Source organism: Streptomyces sp. NPDC058678 (assembly GCF_042714835.1).
GTDB lineage: Bacteria > Actinomycetota > Actinomycetes > Streptomycetales > Streptomycetaceae > Streptomyces.
The window spans coordinates 1-18,859 of record NZ_JBHXSG010000107.1; the positions used below are offsets into that span (position 1 = coordinate 1).

Annotated in this window: 11 protein-coding genes; 5 read left to right on the plus strand and 6 right to left on the minus strand. The window is 73.1% G+C overall.

Annotated elements, in window-relative coordinates; genetic code table 11:
- The 3 genes from ACFWWR_RS45620 to ACFWWR_RS45630 all read right to left on the minus strand — a co-directional run.
- On the minus strand, positions 1-209 hold a 209-nt coding region (locus ACFWWR_RS45620; protein WP_384310199.1), incomplete at its 3' end, for a hypothetical protein.
- Between the two features lie 3 nt (positions 210-212).
- The gene (gene lhgO / locus ACFWWR_RS45625; protein WP_384310201.1) at positions 213-1,463 is read right to left on the minus strand and encodes an L-2-hydroxyglutarate oxidase; all 1,251 of its coding nucleotides are present in this window, start codon (positions 1,461-1,463) and stop codon (positions 213-215) included.
- Positions 1,464-1,515: 52 nt separating this feature from the next.
- Positions 1,516-2,940 (minus strand): MFS transporter, encoded by a 1,425-nt coding sequence (locus ACFWWR_RS45630; protein WP_383877178.1) that lies wholly within the window; start codon positions 2,938-2,940, stop codon positions 1,516-1,518.
- Positions 2,941-3,666: 726 nt separating this feature from the next.
- Here ACFWWR_RS45630 and ACFWWR_RS45635 point away from each other — a divergent pair.
- Positions 3,667-5,772, plus strand: a complete 2,106-nt coding sequence (locus ACFWWR_RS45635; RefSeq protein ID WP_383877180.1) for an asparagine synthase-related protein — start codon at positions 3,667-3,669, stop codon at positions 5,770-5,772.
- A gap of 706 nt (positions 5,773-6,478) precedes the next feature.
- Positions 6,479-9,847 (plus strand): BTAD domain-containing putative transcriptional regulator, encoded by a 3,369-nt coding sequence (locus ACFWWR_RS45640; protein ID WP_384310204.1) that lies wholly within the window; start codon positions 6,479-6,481, stop codon positions 9,845-9,847.
- Here ACFWWR_RS45640 and ACFWWR_RS45645 read toward each other — a convergent pair.
- Together ACFWWR_RS45645 and ACFWWR_RS45650 are read right to left on the minus strand one after the other, a co-directional pair.
- The gene (locus tag ACFWWR_RS45645) at positions 9,844-11,775 is read right to left on the minus strand and encodes a sigma-70 family RNA polymerase sigma factor (RefSeq protein WP_384310206.1); all 1,932 of its coding nucleotides are present in this window, start codon (positions 11,773-11,775) and stop codon (positions 9,844-9,846) included. The two genes, ACFWWR_RS45640 and ACFWWR_RS45645, sit on opposite strands and share 4 nt — an antisense overlap.
- 298 nt (positions 11,776-12,073) lie before the next feature.
- Positions 12,074-12,865: a TetR/AcrR family transcriptional regulator gene (locus tag ACFWWR_RS45650; RefSeq protein ID WP_383877185.1), complete on the minus strand. Its 792-nt coding sequence runs from the start codon at positions 12,863-12,865 to the stop codon at positions 12,074-12,076.
- A 375-nt stretch (positions 12,866-13,240) separates the two neighbouring features.
- On the opposite strand from ACFWWR_RS45650, the gene ACFWWR_RS45655 reads away from it, so the two are divergent.
- Both ACFWWR_RS45655 and ACFWWR_RS45660 read left to right on the plus strand, forming a co-directional pair.
- Complete coding sequence (locus tag ACFWWR_RS45655) at positions 13,241-14,620, plus strand: NAD(P)/FAD-dependent oxidoreductase (RefSeq protein ID WP_383877187.1); 1,380 nt, start codon at positions 13,241-13,243, stop codon at positions 14,618-14,620.
- A gap of 223 nt (positions 14,621-14,843) precedes the next feature.
- Positions 14,844-16,499 carry a SpoIIE family protein phosphatase gene (locus ACFWWR_RS45660; protein WP_383877189.1) on the plus strand — a complete coding sequence of 552 codons (1,656 nt, stop codon included), beginning with the start codon at positions 14,844-14,846 and terminating at the stop codon, positions 16,497-16,499.
- Between the two features lie 16 nt (positions 16,500-16,515).
- Here the strand turns inward: ACFWWR_RS45660 and ACFWWR_RS45665 are convergent, their stop codons facing one another.
- Entirely contained in the window at positions 16,516-17,787 is a 1,272-nt protein-coding gene (locus ACFWWR_RS45665) for an MFS transporter (protein WP_384310209.1), read from the minus strand.
- 154 nt (positions 17,788-17,941) lie between these two features.
- On the opposite strand from ACFWWR_RS45665, the gene ACFWWR_RS45670 reads away from it, so the two are divergent.
- Positions 17,942-18,493 carry a MarR family winged helix-turn-helix transcriptional regulator gene (locus tag ACFWWR_RS45670; protein ID WP_383877190.1) on the plus strand — a complete coding sequence of 184 codons (552 nt, stop codon included), beginning with the start codon at positions 17,942-17,944 and terminating at the stop codon, positions 18,491-18,493.
- The last annotated feature ends 366 nt before the right edge of the window (positions 18,494-18,859 follow it).

Here is an 18,859-nt window from a genome sequence, read left to right on the forward strand (position 1 = left end):
GCGATGACGGCCTTGACGGCGGCGGCGAGCTTCTCCCAGACCCGGGGGACCCCGAAGAACTGGACGGGGTGGCGTTCGCGGACGGCGACCACCACAGCGGCGGGGGCGAGAAAAACCCGGCGGCCACCCCAGCGGGCGGGGGCGAGAACAATCCGGTGGCCACCACACCGGCGGGAGAACAACCCGGCGGCCACCCCAGCGCCGGGCACCCGTCACGCAGACCTCAGCGCGGTCAACGCTCGCCGAGCCACCTCCCGGCCCACCGGCAGGGAAGCCGTCGCCGCAGGCGAGGGCGCGTTCAGCACGTGCACCGCCCGCGCCCCCTCCCGGATCAGGAAGTCGTCCACCAGAGAACCGTCCCGAAGCACCGCCTGCGCCCGCACCCCCGCGGCCGCGGGCACCAGGTCCTCCTCCTCGACCCCCGGCAACAACCGACGCACCGCCTCGACGAACGCCCGCTTCGACACGGACCGCCGCAGCTCCCCCGCCCCGTACCGCCAATGCCGCCGAGCCATCCGCCAAACACCGGGCCACCCGAGCGTCCCGGCCACCTCCCGCGGCCGCACCACACCCCACCCGTACCCCTCCCGAGCCAGCGCCGGCACCGCGTTGGGCCCGACGTGCACACCCCCGTCGATCCCGCGCGTGAGATGCACCCCGAGGAACGGGAACGCCGGATCCGGCACCGGATACACCAGCCCCCGCACCAGTGCGGGCCGCGCCAGCGAGTAGTACTCCCCCCGGAACGGCACGATCCGCATCCCCGGCTCGTCCCCGGTCATCCGAGCGACGTCGTCGCAGTACAGCCCGGCGCAGTTCACCAGCACCCGCCCCCGCACGACGTCCCCGCCCGCGGTCCGAACGGCCACCCCGAACTCGGGCCGCCGATCCACCCGTACGACCCGCGCCCCGTACCGGATCTCCGCCCCGGACGCCTCGCCCAGCTGCCGCGCGACCGCGCCGAAGTCGCACACACCCGTCGTCCCGACGTGTATCGCGGCGAGCCCGCGCACCTCCGGTTCGTACTCCGCGATCTGGGGGGCGCCCAGCTCCCGCACCAGAATCCCGTTCTCCCGGCCGCGCTGCACGAGCGCGTGCAGCCGCGGCAGCTCGGCCCGGTCGGTCGCGACGATCAGCTTTCCGGTGACGGCGTGTGGGATGTCGTACTCCGCGCAGAACTTGATCATCTCGGCGGCGCCGCGCACGGCATACCGTGCCTTGAGCGTGCCGGGCCGGTAGTAGATCCCGCTGTGGATCACCCCGCTGTTGCGCCCCGTCTGGTGGCGGGCGGGCCCGGCCTCCTTCTCCAGCACCGTCACCCGCGTGCCCGGCGCGGCATGCGTGATCGCATACGCCGTCGACAGGCCGACGATCCCGCCGCCGACCACCAGCACGTCACAGTCGTACGCGATCTCCCGCACCTGCCGCGCCACCTGCACCACCTCCCGGCTTCGATAGTGCACTGCGCCACTGACAATGCGCTCAAACCCGGGAGGCGGACGGAGCAGTCGGGGCTCAGGCCGGCGTCATGAGGAGCGGCCGTGCCCGCTCCCGCAGCTCGACCACGCGTGGTTCGTCGCCGTAAGGCTCCAACCGGTGCAGGAGGTCTTTCACGTACTCGGTGGTGCGCGCGGAGGAGATGCGCCCCGCGACCTCCACCGCCCGCACGCCCTGCTCGCATGCCGCGTCGAGATTGCCGGACTCGAGCTCGGCGACCGCCGAGACCACCAGACGCAGGCCGTGCGAGCGTACGAACTCCTCCGTCGGCTGCGACAGTGCCTGCTCGGTGAAGCGGCGGACCTGGCGCGGAGCCTTCAGGTCGCGGTAGCACTCGGCGGCGTCCGCGGCGAAACGGTCGTACGAGTAGAAGCCCAGCCAGGACGGATCGCTGTCGCCGTCCCGGGCCCGCTCCAGCCAGCCCTCGGCGGCGCGCAGCGCGGCACCGGCCGCCTGGGCGTCACCCGCGCGCGCGTGGGCGCGTGCCTCGACGAGCCGGAAGAAGCTCATGGTGCGGGCGGTCGCCAGGCCCCGGTTGCGTTCCAGGGCGGCCTGGGCGAGGTCGACGCCCTCGTCGCCGAAGCCGCGGTAGGTCGCCTGCAACGACATGGAGGCCAGCACGTACCCCCCGAGGGGGACGTCGGCCGCGGCGCGGGCCAGGCGCAGCGCCTGGATGTAGTACCGCTGCGCGGCCTCCTGCTGGCCGGTGTCGAAGGCCATCCAGCCGGCGAGGCGGGTGAGCTCGGCGGAGGCGCCGAAGAGGGCCCGGCCGACCTCGTCGGAATACGAGCCGAGCAGCAGCGGTGCCGCCTCCACGCGCAGGCATTCGGGCACCATCGACGAACGCCAGTCGCCGCCTCCGTACTTGGAGTCCCAGCGCCTGGCGTCCTCCGCGGCCTCCCGCAGCTTCTGCACATCGCTGTGGCCGACTTTGAGCGGTGCGCCGGAGCCCTCCGCGGGGTTCGCATCGCGCGCCACCGAGCTGTCGGCCGGGGTTATCAGCCATCGTGAGGCAGGCGTTGCGTACGCGCTTACTGCGAACGATCCGGCCAGCGACTGCCAGATGCCGCCGGAACCGGCCCGGCGTCCTGCGAGGTCGAGTCGGTACAGCTCCGTCGCCGAGCGCACCGCCTGTCCGACGTCCCTGGGGAAGGCGAGGCCCACTTCTGGTGCGGGATCCGCGTCCGCCAGGCCGATCTCGTGGAGCGGCACCGGGCGGCCGAGCTTCTGCCCTATGGCGGCGGCGATGAGGTGCGGCGCAGCGCCCTGTGGCACCATGCCCTTCGATACCCAGCGCGCCACCGAGGTCTTGTCGTAGCGAAGAGTCAACCCGCGTTGAGCGCCAAGGTCGTTGACGCGACGCGCGAGTCCTGCGTTGCTGATTCCCGCGAGGGCGAGAACGGCGCCGAGTTTTTCGTTCGGCCCGCGTTGCTCCCTGGACATTGCGCCACCCCTCGACACAGACGGCTGCCGCGCTGGCATAACCACGCGGCATTCGTAAACCCAGCGTAGTTCGCCGCATCCCAAGCGTTAAGGGGCATTGTTCCGGTTGGCGGGATTGTGGTCCGTACTGAAGTGCGGGTCCGCGACGGACGGTTGCGGTGTGCTCCCGCTGTGTGGCCGTGCGCCTGCGCGTGCGCTCTTCTCCGGCCATCGCGGGAGCGGTTCGATGGGCGGTGCGTGGGTCGGCCCGCTGTACTGGATCCAGTGGGCTGGGGGACACCGCCGCCTACATCCCCGCGGGTGGCGGAAGGGCCCGGGGGGCGAACTCCGTCTCCCGGGCTGCGCGTTCGCCGGGCGGTGGGCGGAGCATGTACGGAGCGTGGGCAACGCCGTTCTGTTGACGCCGAATTGGCCGAAAATCGACCCTCCCCCATGGAGGGCATCAGCCCTCCCACCACGGAACTTGAGGGCGCGCAGGGCGTTCTGGGGGAGCGTATCGGGGGCGCATTCGCGTCGCAGCCAGTCTGCCGTACGTCCTCGATCACCGAGCCGCCGCTCCTCGATCTTCCCGTTCGCCCGGGTGTTCGACGCGATGCGCGAGTCTCCGCCGGGGCGCATTGCGGGGAGCACAAGCGGCCCCACCGCCTCTCCGGTGCGCCTCCTTCATGGCAGCATGGTGCCGAGTTCGTACGGTGCACTGGTTGTCCACAGCCTGTGGAGGCGTCGATGCGGTGGTTGGTGGGATGGAGCAGCACCGCCGCGAGGGCCGTCGAGGCAGGCTCCGCGGGGGCGGTGGGACACGACGGTGAGACCTTGCACCCGGTGGGCTCCCACCTGTTGTGGGGCGACCCCGATCCGCTGTGGGCGGTCGGCGACTGGCGCCCGGACGAGGTGCGGGTCGTGAAGGCCGACGCGCAGACCCGGATCGCGGTCCTCGGCATCTGCGGGGCGACGGACGAACAGTTGCGGGTCGGACTGTTCGCCGCGCGCGGAGGCGCACTTCGGCATCTGACGGCCTGGCCGGGCAGTTACACGGCCGTCGTCCAGGTGGGCCGCCGGATCACCGTCTGCGGCGACCTGGCGGGCGCCCGGCCCGTGTTCCACACCCCCTGGGCCGGCGGCACGGCCTACGCGACGGCCGCGCTCCCGCTCGCCGACCTCATCGAGGCCAACCTCGACTACGGGCACCTCGCCGCGTTGCTCGCCGCCCCCGACGTGCCGGCCGCGCTGCACGACTCCACCCCCTACGACGGCGTACGGCGCATTCCGCCGGGGCACGCGCTGATCCTGCGCACCGGGGCGCGTGAGATCGCCGGCTACGAGCAGGTCGCCTCCCTCGCGGTGGCGGCGCCCATCGCCGACCCGGACAGGGCGGTGGACGCCGTACGGGACGCGCTGGTCGAGGCGGTACGCGTGCGTCTGTCGGCTCCCCGACACGTCCCCGGCGCCGACATCGACCCCGGGCCGGTCCCCGGTATGGGCCCCGCGGAACGGCGTGCCGCGCGCGGGATGCCCGTTCCGGGCATCGGGGCCGACCTGTCCGGGGGACCCGCTTCAGGGACCCTGGCCCTGCTCGCCGCCGGCCTCCCGGGCATGCCGGGAACCGTGCTGGGGCACGGCACGGGCGCGGGGGAGCGGCTGCTGGCCGTCACCTTCAACGACCTGGCCGTCGGCGGCCGCGAGTCCGAGCTGGAGCGGGCGGGCACGCTCGCGGCCAACCCTCGCCTGCACCACGTGGTGGTGACCGGAGGCGAGGAGACCCTCCCGTACGCCGAGCTGGACGGCCCCCTGACCGACGAACCCGGCCCGTCCCTGGTGACGGCTGCCCGCCACCGCGCCCGCCTCGCCGCCGGCAGCGCGGACCACTTCACCGGCTACGGCGCCCGCCAGGTCCTCGACGCCCACCCGGCCCGCCTCGCGGACCTCCTGATGGACCGCAAACGCCGTCACCTCGTACGCCCCGTCGCCGCGCTCGCCAAGGCGGACGGTTCGGTGCTGGTCCCCGCGCGCGTGTACGGCGCCGCCCGCCGCCTCGCCCGTACGCCGTACCGCACCGGCCTCGAGGTCCTCGCCGACCGCCTCATGCAGCGCCGCTTCGACGAACCCGGAGGTGCCGTCGGGGCGTCCCTGTCCGCGCTCGCCTGGGCCAGACCGGGCCCGGCGGCGCGCTGGCTCACCGGCGAGGCGCTCGCTGAAGTATCGGTTCGCCTGCAGGGCGCGACCCACCGCTCCGGGGTGGGCCCGGGCCAGCGCCCCGGCGACTTCCGCGCGCGCGGGGCCCTCGCCCGCAGCGCGGCGGACCTCCGCATCCTGGAACAGGCCGCCGAGATCCGCTTCCAACGCCTGCACGCCCCCTTCCTCGACAACCAGGTCGTCCGCGCCTGCCGCGGCCTCCCGGAGTCGCTGCGGGTCCAGCCGGGCGCCCGGGCCGCGATCCTCCGTACGGTCCTGGAGGGCGCCGGCGTGGCCGACCTCCCGCCCGGCTGGGGCGCCCCGTCCCACGCCTCATCGGCGGCAGCCGCCCGCACCGGTCTACGGGTCTCCGCGGACTCCCTGATGGCCCTCTTCGGCACACCGCTGCTGGCCCAGGCGGGCCTGGTCGAGGCCCGAGTCGTCCGCAAGGCGCTGCGCGCGGCGGCGGAGGGCGAGCCGCTGCCCCTCGACGGCCTCGCCGACCTGGTCTCCCTGGAACTCTGGCTCCGCCGCCTCCTCGCCCGCCGGGGCACCTGCTGGACAGGAACCCCGGCACGCGCGCGTGCGGTACCGGCCGGGATCAGGCCGCAGCGGGGCGCGCTGGGGGCGGGGGCTTCCGGCGGGGCGGCGCTGGCATAGGGCATGGAGGGGCGCCAGGTGCCGCTCGGCACGCCGGGCTCCGCACGCCGGGCTCCGGGACGCCGCGCTCGGCACGCCGGGCTCCGGGACGCCGGGCTCGGCACGCCGGGCTCCGGGACGCCGGGCTCCGCACGCCGGGCTCCGGGACGCCGGGCTCCGCACGCCGGGCTCCGGGACGCCGGGCTTCGCACGCCGGGCTCCGGGACGCCGCGCTTCGCACGCCGGGCTCCGGGACGCCGCGCTTCGCACGCCGGGCTCCGGGACGCCGGGCTCCGGGACGCCGCGCTCGGCACGCCGGGCTCCGGGACGCCGCGCTCCGCGCTACGGACGCCGCGCTACGGACGCCGCGCTCCGGCACGCCGCGGGCGGCACGCCGTAGCGCCGGGCTGCGCGTCCCTCCCGGGCGAGTGGTTTGGGGCGCACTTCGTGTCCCACCGAGTCGGGCGCGCTGCCCGTGGCGCGGCAGCGGCTTGCGGGGCTGGTTCCGGTCCCACCGAGTCGGGCGGCCTGAGGCTCGCCTCTCGGCCGACCGAGTCGTATGCCCTGAGCGGTCACTTCTCACCCAACCGAGTCGGGTGGTGGGTGGGCACAGGCCGGGGTCTGGAGGCGGAGCCCCCAGTGACGTCGGCGTCGGCGCCGGGTGCCCCAGAACCCCCGCGGACCGAAACCCCGTGCCCCGCACAGCAACCCCGGCGACAATGACCCGGTGCGGTACAGAATCCTGGGCGTCACCCAGGCCGAGGACGAGAGCGGCACCGTCGTACCCCTCGGCGGCCCCCGCCTCCGCGCCCTCCTCGCCGCCCTCGCCCTCCGCCCCGGCCGAGTCGCCACCCCGGACACCCTGATCGACGAGGTGTGGTCCGGCGCCCCGCCCCAGGACGCCCCGGCCGCCCTCCAGGCCCTCGTCGGCCGCCTCCGCCGTACCCCCGGCATCGGCAAGGACGCCATCGGCTCCGAGCCCGGCGGCTACCGACTCGCGGCGACCGAGCAGGACGTGGACCTCTTCGTCTTCGAGCGGCTGGTACGACAGGGCACCGCCGCCCTGAACCACGGCGACGCCCCCTCCGCCACCCGACACCTGGACGCCGCCCTCGCGCTGTGGCGCGGCCCCGCCCTCGCCGACCTCGCCGACCGCACCGCGGCCACCCGCCCGGAGGCGCTGCGCCTGGAGGCGACCCGCGCCCGGATCGGGGCCCGTCTGCTGCTCGGCCGCGCCCAGGACGTCGTACCGGAGCTGGCGGAACTGACCGCGGCGCATCCGTACGACGAACCGCTGCACGTCCTCCTCCTCCGCGCCCTGCGCGACACCGGCCGCGGCGCCGACGCCCTCGCCGCCTACGACACCGCACGCCACGCGCTCGCCGACGGCCTCGGCACCGACCCCGGCCCCGAACTCCGTGCCCTGCATGCCGAACTGCTCGCGGTACCCCGGGCCGCCGCACCCCGCACCGCCGCACCCCAGACCGCCGCACGCCGCACCGCACCCGGGACCGCCGCCCCCCGCCCCCAACCACCCGAGCGCACCGGCAACATCCGCCCCCGTCTGACATCCTTCGTCGGCCGGGAACCCGAACTCGACGCCATCCGTTCCGAATTGCACAGGGCCCGTCTCGTCACCCTCACCGGACCGGGCGGCTCCGGAAAGACCCGTCTCGCCGAGGAAGCCGCCGCCGGGCTCCCGCAGGCGTGGCTGGTCGAGCTCGCCCCGCTCGACCGGCCGGAGGCGGTGCCGGGTGCGGTGGTCAGCGCGCTCGGTCTGCGCGAGACCGTGCTCATGACCAACGAACTGACGGCCCCGCAGGACGACCCGGTCGCCCTGCTGATCGAGTACTGCGCCCCGCGCAGCCAACTCCTGATTCTTGACAACTGCGAACATGTCATCGGCGCGGCCGCCGACCTCGCCGAAACCCTCCTCACCCGCTGCCCCGGGCTCACCGTCCTCGCCACCAGCCGCGAACCCCTGGGCGTCCCCGGCGAGTCGGTCCGCCCGGTGGAGCCCCTCCGCCCCGACCAGGCGCACCGTCTCTTCGCCGAGCGCGCGGCCGCCGTCCGTCCCGACGCGGACATCGTGCCCGGCGACCAGGAGCCGGTCGCGGAGATCTGCCGCCGCCTCGACGGACTGCCGCTAGCCATCGAACTGGCAGCGGCCCGGCTGCGGCTGCTCACACCCCGCCAGATCGCCGACCGCCTGGACGACCGCTTCCGCCTCCTCACCTCGGGAAGCCGCACGGTCCTGCCCCGCCAGCAGACCCTGCGCGCGGTCGTCGACTGGTCCTGGGACCTGCTCGACGAGCAGGAGCGGATGGCGCTGTGCGAGATGTCGGTGTTCGCGGGCGGGTGGGAGCTCGACGCGGCGGAGGCCGTGTGCACCGGCCCGGTCGCGGACCTGCTCGGGGCGCTCGTCGACAAGTCCCTGATCGTGGCCACCCCGTGCGAGCGCCCCGGCGGTGACGGCATGCGGTACCGCATGCTGGAGACCATCCACGAGTACGCCGTGGAGCGCGCCGCGGAGTCCCCCGGGCTGCGCGCCGACGCCGAGCGCCGGCACCGCGCATGGGTGCGCGCGCTCGTCGAGAAGGCCGAGCCACTGCTGCGCTCCGCCGCGCAACTGCCCTGGATCTCCCGCCTGGAGACCGAGCTGGACAACATCCGCGCGGCCCTGCACCGTGCGTTGACAGCCGGCGCCGAGGAGGAGGCCGGCGCCCTCGTCCTCGACATGGGCTGGTTCTGGTGGCTGCGCAACTACCGCCACGAGGGCATGGACGGGTGCGAGCAGGTCCTGCGCCTCGGCGCGGCCCTGGACACCGCCGGCAGCGACGACCGGGCCGCCTTCCCGGCCGCCCTGCCCGCTCCCGACCCTGTCGACACCTTCCTCGCCGCCCCGGACGGCGAGGCGCACCACCCCCTGCACACCCTGCGGATGCGGCTGCGGATGCTGCTCCTCTTCCTCGGCGCCGACACCGAGTCGATGTACGGGCCGGCGGACGAGCGGATGCGGCGGTACGTCGGACGGGTGGGGGCCTTCTTCGAGAAGGGCGGCCCGGAGGCGGCCCGGATGCCGGGACTCACCTGGCCGCTGACCGGCGTCTTCCTGGGCGATCCGGTGGACGCGGGGCCCGTCATGGACACCGCGATCGCCAACTGCCGTACTCACGGCGGCGACTGGGAGATCGGCGTCATCCTCATGTTCCGTACCCACATGGTGGTCGACGCGCCGGGCGGCATGCAGGGCGTGGACGACCACCTCACGGAACTGCGGGTGCTCAGCCGACGTGTCGGCGACCGCTGGCTGTGGGCCCAGGTGTGCAGCGCGGCGGGGGAGACGGCCATGTCGCGCGGGCGCCTGGAGGAGGCCAAGGGGGAGTACGAGGAGGCGCTGCGGCTCGCCTACGAGGTGGGTGCCCACACCGAGACGCCTTTCCTCCTCGCGCGGCTCGCCGAGATCGCCTACCGCGCGGGCGAACGTGCGGCCGCGCTCGCCGCGCTGGACGAGGCGAGTGCCGCCGCCGACCGGTACGGCGTGCCGGACTCCCGGGCGTTCGTCCTGCTGCTGCGTTCGCTGGTCGCGCTGGACGACGAGGACGTCGCCCGCGCGCGCCGCATGCACGAGGCGGCGGGCAAGGCCGCCGCGCGGGCCACGCCGCCGCCACAGTTCACGGTGATGCTGGACCTGGTCGACGCGCTGGTGACGGCCGCCGAGACGGGCCCGGAGCACGGGCTGCCGAAGCTGCTCGTCACCCTTCGTGAGGCGGTGGAGAAGCGGTGCGCCGACGCGGTCGTGGCGGCCGTCATGGACAGTGCCGCGGACCTGCTGTCCCGGCTCGGCGACCACCCGCGCGCGGTGCGTCTGTTCGCGTCCGGCGAGCACTGGCGCGGCGGCCATCCGCGCCCCATGCCGGAGCGTGCCGCCGCCGAGCGGGCCCAGTGCGCCGCCCGAGCCGCCCTGGGTGTCGAGCGGTACGAGACGGAACACGCCAGGGGCGCGTCCCTCACCGTGGACGGCGTGCTGGACGACCTCGGCGAGGCGCTGCACAAAACCTCGTCGGCGGGGCCCGCTAAGGCCCCGAGCCCCTAGGAACAGGTGAACTTCGACTCCGCCCAGTCCGCGAGCGCCAGGTTGTCGAGGTGGCTGTGCGGCTCGACCACCAGCCGTACGGTCCTGCGCCCGGCGAGGTTCACGTGGACCGGCACCGCCGCGTCCCCGCCCTTGACCATCCCGGATCTCCACAGCTGGACACCGTCGGCGTGGACCGAGAAGTAGACCTTGCCCAGCCCGGCGGTCATGTCGTCTTCGCCGACCAGCGCGTCGTAGGCGGAGCACTTGCGGTTGAGGTCGATGGTGACGGAGGAGCGGCCGTGCACGGTGACGTCGTGCGCGTACCGCTTGTCGGCGATCGAGACGCCGTACCGCTGCCACACCCAACTGCTCTCGCCGATCCGCATCTCGGGCTCGGTGCCGTCGCCGGTGATGTCGTACGACAGCGCGTTCCACTGGTAGACGACCGGGGCGGGCGGCGGCGGAGCGGGCGGGGGCGTCGGGGTGGACGTGGGCGTGGGCGTCGGCGTCGCCTCAGACCTCGGGACCGGGGCCGAGGTCGGGGTGGGTTTCGGCGCGGGGTCGGGCGTGGAGGTGGGAGCGGGCGTCGGCGTCCGGGTGGGAGTCGGGAGGGGCGCCGCCGCGAGCACCGGGGGCACCGGCCGAGGTTCCTTCTTCGGAGGGGCGGGCGTGTTCCTCGCGGGCTCGATCACCGGCGTGGACGCGGGCGGCTTGGCGTCCGGCTTCCTGGCCGGGCTGTCGTCACCGATCAGCGCCAGCGCCACCGCGGCGGCCGCCACGGTCGCCACACCGGCCGCGAGGGCGGCCTTCACCGGCGCGCCCAGTCCCTCGGAGGCGGCCGCGCCCCCCCCTGCGCCCGCCCCGCCGGACGAGCCGCCGCCCGCCGCCGCGGCCCCCGCGGCGCCGGCCGCGCCCGCTCCGGCCCCGCCGACGATGAAGCCGACCGCCTTGGCGTACCCGGCGGCCCCGAACCAGCCGATGACCGCGACCGGTACGACGGCGGGGATACCGCCGGCGACTTCCTTGATCTGGCCCGCGGCCAGTCGGCACTTGGCGCACTCCTCCAGGTGCTTGCGCAGACCCCGTTCGGCCCGGGTGCGCAGTCCGCCGCGGGCGTACGCGCCGAGCCGGTCGGCATGGCGCGCGCACTCCTCGTCACTGACGAGCGAGGCGCTGACGTGGGCCTGGAGGTAGGCCTGCTTGAGGCCCTCGCGGGCCCGGCTGGCGAGCACGCGGGTGCCGTTGGCGTCGAGCCCGAAGAGTGTGGCGACCTCGCTCGGCGACTCGTCCTCGACCTCGGTGTGCCACAGCACGGCCTGCCACCGCTCGGGCAGCGACTGGAAGGCCCGCATGGCCATCGACTGCTCGGCCTCGTGCATCGCCCGCACATCGGCGCCCAGGTCGAGTGCGTCGTCGTCGGACACCTCGCACGCGCGCGCGGACTGCGCGGCGAACACCGCGAAGTCGTCGACCAGGTGCTCCCGCTTCGCGGACTTCGTCCAGTTCGCGGCGACCCGTCGGACGGTGGTGAGCAGATACGCGCGCACGGCGTGCTCGGGACCGGAGCCGCCGCGCACCGCCTGGAGCATGCGGGCGAAGACCTCGGCCGTGAGGTCGTCGGCGGTGTGGCCGTCGCGGCAGCAGGTGCGGGCGTATCGGCGCACCGCGGCCGCGTGGCGCCGGTAGAGCGCCTCGTAGGCGGTGTCGTCGCCCGATCGCATGCGCTCGATCAGGTCGGCGTCGGACTGCGGCAGTTCCCTGGGCGACGGCAGGATGCCGCTGTCCTCGCGCCGGTCGCGCTGCGCCGGCACGTTGCCATCGACGGGTTCGCCGCCCTGCGCCGGGATGACGGCCCGGCCCCCCTGGAGGGGAACATGCGGCGAGGCCGCGCCGCCGGACTCCGCGTCGTCGTCACCGAGTGACTCGTCGCGCCCGTCAAAGCTCATCGCGGAAAGCCCCCGCCGCCGGCCCTACCAGTCCCGCACACTGGGTCAGCGTGCCATATTGGCTTTTGTTCAGGACCCCGGCGTACGGACCGTCCACTCGTCCGCGGGGACTCACCGCAGTGCAGTATGAGCCCTCGCCCGCGCGGCGAAGACGCAACTGACGTACCCACGACGGATGTTGAGAACGCCTGACCGAAAAGCCCGGCACGCTCCCGGACGGTGATCGAGGCGAGGGCGACACAGCACCCACGCCTCACCGTCACCTTTTCGAGTCACCGGCCACCGCAGGGTGACGTCCTCACATCGGCCGCGAGCGCAACCCCTCCAACAGGATGTCCAACAGCCGTGCCGAGGCCGCTGCCTGCTGCGCGGCATCCGGCAGCGAAGGCGCCGCCGTGGCGATCACCAGCAGTACGTCCGACACCGACACGTCGGGCCGCAGCTCACCCGCCGCACGCGCCCGGTCCACGAGCTGGCCCACGACCTCCAGCAGCGCCGCCGCCCCCGTGTCGTCGTCCGCGGAGAGCACCGGGGAGTCACCCGGCACCAGCCGCAGCTCGCCGGCACCCGGCTGCGTCCGCTGCTGCGGCACCCGCGCCCCGTCCGGAGCGCCCTCGTCCGCCACACCGACCCGCAGCACCTGCGGCGGCAGCAGTCGCCCGGCGCCCGAGGCCACCGACGTCCGCAGGAAGCGCGACAGCGCCGACCACGGCTCGTCCTCCTGACCGAGCGCCGCACGCGCCTGGTCGGTCAGCCGGGAGGTCTCCTCCTCGGCTATCCGCCGCACCAGGACGTCCTTGCTCGGGAAGCGCCGGTACACCGTGCCGACGCCGACCCGCGCGCGCCGCGCCACGTCCTCCATCGGCGCGCCGTACCCCAGCTCGCCGAAGACCTCGCGCGCCGCGCGCAGTACGTGCTCCAGATTGCGCTGTGCGTCCACGCGCAGCGGCGTCGTGCGCGCATTGTCCGCGCGTCCGTTGCCTGCCGCGCTCATCGCTGAGCCCATCGCTGAGCTCATCACTCCGCCCATCGCCCCGCCACCGGGTGCGATGGCGGACGCGGACGACCAATGAGAGTCCTGAACATGCATAAGCGATCCCCCGGTAATGACGTCTCCCCCCGGAGACACTCCCCGTCATCGAAAGCCGGAGCGAGCGGAACAAACCCGGTTCACGGACCCGCTCGGAGCGGACCCGAAGGCGCATCCCCCTACACCCCGTCGTCACACGAACATAGTTGAGTGGGGGTCAATTCAGAAGGGGCACGTTCCGCACGCGGGACCCCCCGATCGGAGTACGGGGCGTATTCGTCCCGATTGCGCCCCCTCCCGACGCTCGATGCACACCCGCTGACCTGCGGTCCTTCCCCGCACCCCGGCGATTCGGCCAACCCCGCGCGCCCCCGGCTCGCGGTCACACAAATTGTCGAGCCTGTGGACAAACGCAAGCGCCCGGTGCGTCATGGGATGGTGAAGGAACGTGCGCGCATTCTCGTTGTCGGCGGCGGCTACGTCGGGATGTACACGGCCCTGCGTCTCCAGCGAAAGCTGAAACGGGAACTCGCGCAGGGCGATGTGCAGATCACCGTGGTCACGCCTGACCCGTACATGACCTACCAGCCGTTCCTCCCCGAGGCGGCCGCCGGCTCCATCTCCCCCCGCCATGTCGTCGTCCCGCTGCGCCGCGTCCTCGACCGCTGCGACGTCGTCGTCGGCGAGGTCACCTCGATCGACCACGCCAAGCGCACCGCAGCCCTTTCCACACTCGCCACCGAGGAGGAGGGCACCGGCGCACAGCAGCTGACGTACGACGAACTGGTCCTCGCCCCCGGCTCGATCTCGCGCACCCTGCCCGTCCCCGGTCTCGCCGAGCACGGCATCGGCTTCAAGACCGTCGAGGAGGCCATCGGCCTGCGCAACCACGTCATCGAGCAGATGGACATCGCCTCCTCCACCCGCGACCCGGCCGTCCGTGACGCGGCTCTGACCTTCGTCTTCGTGGGCGGCGGCTACGCCGGCGTCGAGGCGCTCGGCGAGCTGGAGGACATGGCCCGTTACACCGCCCGCTACTACCACAACGTCCAGCCCGAGGACATGAAGTGGATCCTCGTCGAGGCCTCGGGCCGCATCCTGCCCGAGGTCGGCGAGGAGATGGGCCGCTACACCGTCACCGAACTGCGCCGCCGCAACATCGACGTACGCCTGAACACCCGCCTGGAATCCTGCGCGGACCGCGTCGCCGTCCTCAGTGACGGCGCCCGTTTCCCCACCCGTACGGTCGTCTGGACGGCCGGCGTCAAACCCCACCCGCTCCTCGCCGCCACCGACCTCCCGCTGAACGACCGCGGTCGGCTGAAATGCACCCCCGAGCTCACCATCGAGGGCACCACGCACGCGTGGGCGGCCGGAGACGCCGCCGCCGTCCCCGACGTCACCTCCGAGGAACCCGGCAAGGAGACGGCCCCCAACGCCCAGCACGCGCTCCGCCAGGCGAAGCTCCTCGGCGACAACATCGCGCACGGTCTGCGGGGCGAGCCCCTGGAGACGTACTCCCACAAGTACGTCGGCTCGGTCGCCTCCCTGGGGCTGCACAAAGGTGTCGCGCACGTCTACGGACGCAAGCTGAAGGGCTACCCTGCCTGGTTCATGCACCGCGTCTACCACCTCAGCAGGGTGCCCACCTTCAACCGCAAGGCCCGCGTCCTCGCGGAATGGACCTTGTCCGGACTCTTCAAAAGGGAGATCGTCTCCCTCGGATCCCTCGAACATCCCCGAGCGGAGTTCGAACTCGCGGCCGGTGGAAAGCATCCTCAGGACCCGACGAACGACCCGAAGGGGTCGTCCTGACCGGACCCAGGAACTCCAGCCGTGGGGTAGGCGTCTGACGGATGCCGCCCCGGGCGGCTGCCCTGCCAGACTGGTCCCCGACCTTGGACGGACAGAACCCCGCCCTCCGACACCGCGAGGCTCTCCCCACAGTGCTGCAATCCCGGGGCGCCACCCCTCAGACCCCCGACCGGGTCCGGAGCCGGCCGAGAACGCCGCAGACGACGACACGAGGCAAGGATTCGTGAACTTCACGCGCTGGAGCGCCCGGCTCCCCGGAACGCAGCGCCGCACCGCAGCGCGGACCGACCGCCCGGTCACCGCGGACCTGCGGTCGGACGGCACGGGCTCGGTACCCGCGGCCCGCGCCGAGCAACTCACCGACGACGCACCGCCCGTCCCCGCAGTCGACGAACTCCCGGTGCGCGAGGTCCTCGACCGCGTCCCCGCCCTCGTCGCCCTCGTCCACGGCCGCGACCACCGCCTCGCCTACGTCAACGACGCCTACGTCACTGCCTTCGGCCCCCGCTCCCCCGGCGCCCCGGCCCGCGAGGCCCTCCCGGAACTCGACGAGCTCGGCCTGTTCCCGCTCCTGGACCAGGTCCTGCGCAGCGGCAAGCCACGCACGGTCAAATCCCGCAAGGCCCCCGACGGCCGCTCGTACACCTTCACCTGCACCCCGGTGACCGCAGGCGACGGTGGCGCCGCCGTCCTCGTGTTCGCCACGGACGTCACCGACCACGCCGAAGCAGCCGAACGCCTCAGAGCCAGCGAACGCCGCCAGCGCGAGACCGCCGTCACCCTCCAGCGCTCCCTGCTCCCGCAGGAACTCGAGGAACCGGACGACCTCCGCGTAGCCGCCACCTACCACCCAGGAGGCACGGAGGCCGCGGTCGGCGGCGACTGGTACGACGTCATCACCCTCGGCGGCGGCCGCACGGCCCTCGTGATCGGCGACGTGATGGGCCGTGGAGTGCGCGCGGCGGCGATCATGGGTCAACTCCGTACGGCGGTCAGGGCCTACGCCCGCCTCGACCTCCCCCCGCACGAGGTCCTCCAGCTCCTGGACGGCCTCGCGATGGAGATCGACGCCAACCAGATCGCCACCTGCGTGTACGCCATCCACGACCCGAACGAGGGCCGGCTGGTGTACGCCTCGGCCGGCCACCTGCCCATCCTGGTCCGCGACGAGAGCGGCGTGGTCCAGCGCGCCGACGAACCGACCGGCCCGCCCCTCGGCACCGGCGGCTGGATGCACGCCTCGGGCTCGATCGCCCTGGGGCCCGGCTCCACGGCCGTCCTCTACACGGACGGTCTGGTGGAACGCCGGAACGAGGACCTGGACGAGGGCATCGCCGCGCTGGAGCGAGCCCTGTCCGGCGCGACGGGCACACCCCAGGTGGTGTGCGACCGCCTGGTCCGTTCAGCCGGGGTGACGGCGGACCACGACGACGACGTGGCCGTCCTGGTCCTTCAGCACCCCGCCCGCACCGGCCCCGACAGCGAGCTGTTCCGCAACGCCGCCCTGGAGCTCCTCGGCGGCGTGGAAGCGGCCCCACGCGCGCGTGCGTTCGCCTCCGGCGTCCTGACCAGCTGGCGGTTCCCCGTGGAACTGCACGACCTGGGCGTCCTGGCCGTGAGCGAGCTGGTCGCGAACTCCCTGCAGCACGGGACACCACCGATGCGACTGCGGCTGCGCCGCACCGACCGCCGCCTGATCGTCGAGGTCACCGACGGCGACGACCACCTCCCTCGCCGCCGCCGAGCCGAACCCGGCGACGAGTCCGGCCGGGGCATCGCCATCGTGGCGACGATCGCCTCGGCGTGGGGATCCCGTCGGACACCGGGGGGCGGAAAGGCGGTGTGGTGCGAGTTCGGGCTGCCGAGGATCGCGAAGTGAGCCGGCCCTGCCCGGCTCAGGCGCGTGCCCGGGCCTGGTCCGCCGGAGTCGGGCCGCCCTGGGCCACCACCCGGCTCTTCACCGACCACGGCTGATCCTGCGCGGCCGTCAGCTGACGCCCCAGCCGCACCGCCAGAACCGAGATCCCCAGCGAGAAAAGCAGGAACGTCACGATGTACGGGGCGTGCAGCGACGCCCCCATGGGCCCGCCCACCGCCGGCCCCACCGCCAACGCAAGCTGCTTCACCAGCGCGAACGCGGAGTTGTACTGCCCCGCCATCCCCTCCGGCGCAAGATCCGCGACCAGCGGCGCGACCGTCGGCGACAACATCGCCTCACCCAGCCCGAACAGCGCATACGTCGACACGAACGCGGCCGTGGCCATCTCCTTGCTGCCCTGCCCGAGCCCCGCGTACCCCGCCACGACCCACGCCACGGCCCAGATCAGCCCCACGGCCGCGATCACCCGCGACCGCCTGCGGCGCTCCACGAACTTCAGTACGGCGAACTGCGCGATCACGATCATCGCGGTGTTCGCGGCCAGCGCCGTACCGAGGGCGGACGTCGAGATCCCGGCGGCTTCCACGCCGTACGCGCTCAGCCCCGACTCGAACTGCCCGTAACAGGCGAAGAACAGCACGAAACCCAGCACGCACAGCTGCACCATGGCCCGGTTGCCCATCAGCTGCTTCCAGCTGCCCCGGCCCGAACGCGACTGGCCCGGCGCGTCCTCGAACCGCGGCGAGTGCGGCATCCGCACGCCGGCCATCACCACGACCAGCAGCAGGAACATCGCCGCCTCGATCGCGAACAGCAGGGTGAAGGACGAGACCTGCGTGGTGTCGACGAGATGACCGCCGATGAGCCCGCCGACGCCGAGCCCCAGGTTCTGCAGGAAGAACTGCGTCGCGAAGGCCCGCGAGCGCGTGTCGGCCGTCGAGCAGTCCACGATCATCGTCGCCAGCGCGGGCTGCATCACGGCCTGCCCGGCCCCGAGCGCGCCCGCCGAGAGCAACACGGTCGTCGCGTTGCTCGCGAGCCCCAGGCTCAGCGACCCCAGGGCGGCGGTGACCAGAGCGGCGAGCAGCACCGGCAGCGGGCCTCGCCGGACGATGGCCCGCCCGGCGAACGGAAGCACGATCAGCGCAGCCACGGCGAAGACGGCGAGGACGAGCCCTGCCGTCATGGCACCCAGCCCCCGCACCTGCGCCACGTAGACGTACAGATAGGGGACGGTGAAGCCGAGCCCGAACGCGCTGAGTGCGTTGCCCACGTGGATCCGGCGCATCGCAGCGCCCTTCGCCCTGGTCACGTTCACCTCTCTCGAGATAGTTGGTGGTCCTCAGTAGTTAGGACTGAAGACTTCAAAGCTAAAGTTCGAAGCTAAAGAGTACACAGCGAAGGACTTCAACGCCAAGCAAGCCCGTGCCATACTTCGCCCCATGGGCGACACCCCCGGCGGCCTCGGCGAGCCGACCCTCGAAGAGCAGATCGCCGCCTACCAGCGCGAGTTCCAGGACCTCGACCCCCAGGTCGAGAAGATCGTCTCGGCACTGTCCCGCCTGAACCGCCGTATGAACGTCGCCTACGGCCGCCAGACCGCCGCCCTCGGCATCAGCAACGCCGAATGGGAGGTCCTCAAGGCCCTCGTCCTCTCCGGCGCCCCCTACCGCCTGGGTCCTAGCGACCTCGCCAAGCGCCTCGGCCTGACGCCGGCCGCGATGACCCACCGGATCGACCGCATGGTCACCGAGGGACTGGTCACCAGGGAGCGCGACGAGTCCAACCGCGTCCGCGTGATCGTCGAGCTCACCGCGGAGGGCCGGGAGAAGTGGCTGGAGGCGATGCGCCTCGCCACGGTCTTCGAGGAGGACCTGCTCCAGGACCTGTCACAGAGGGACCGCACCGCACTCGGCGAGGTCCTCACCCGCCTCCTGCGCCGCGTGGAGGACGCCCAGCCGGACGCCGGCGGGCGCCTCACCGACCTGGACTGATGTCGCCACAAAAGATCTTGACAGACGGCGCTTGACAGCCCCCTGGTCGATGCGTAGAGTTCTTCGGGTTGCCGCGGAGCCGTAACGGTTCTTCGACGACACCTCCGCCGCATCAGCGGCACCACAAACCACTAGAACGATCTCCCAGCGGGGTTGAATTCGGCGCGCCCGAATTCAATTCGATTTGGGTCCGGCAGCTCGATTAGGAGCTGACCGGGAGGATCCGCTAAGGTTTGAGACGTCGGAACGGCCCAGCGGCCGGGAGGACAAACCCCCTCTGACTGGGAGTCAGGCCCGAAAGGTTCTGATAGAGTCGGAAGCGCCGGAAAGGGAAACGCGGAAGCGGGAACCTGGAAAGCACCGAGG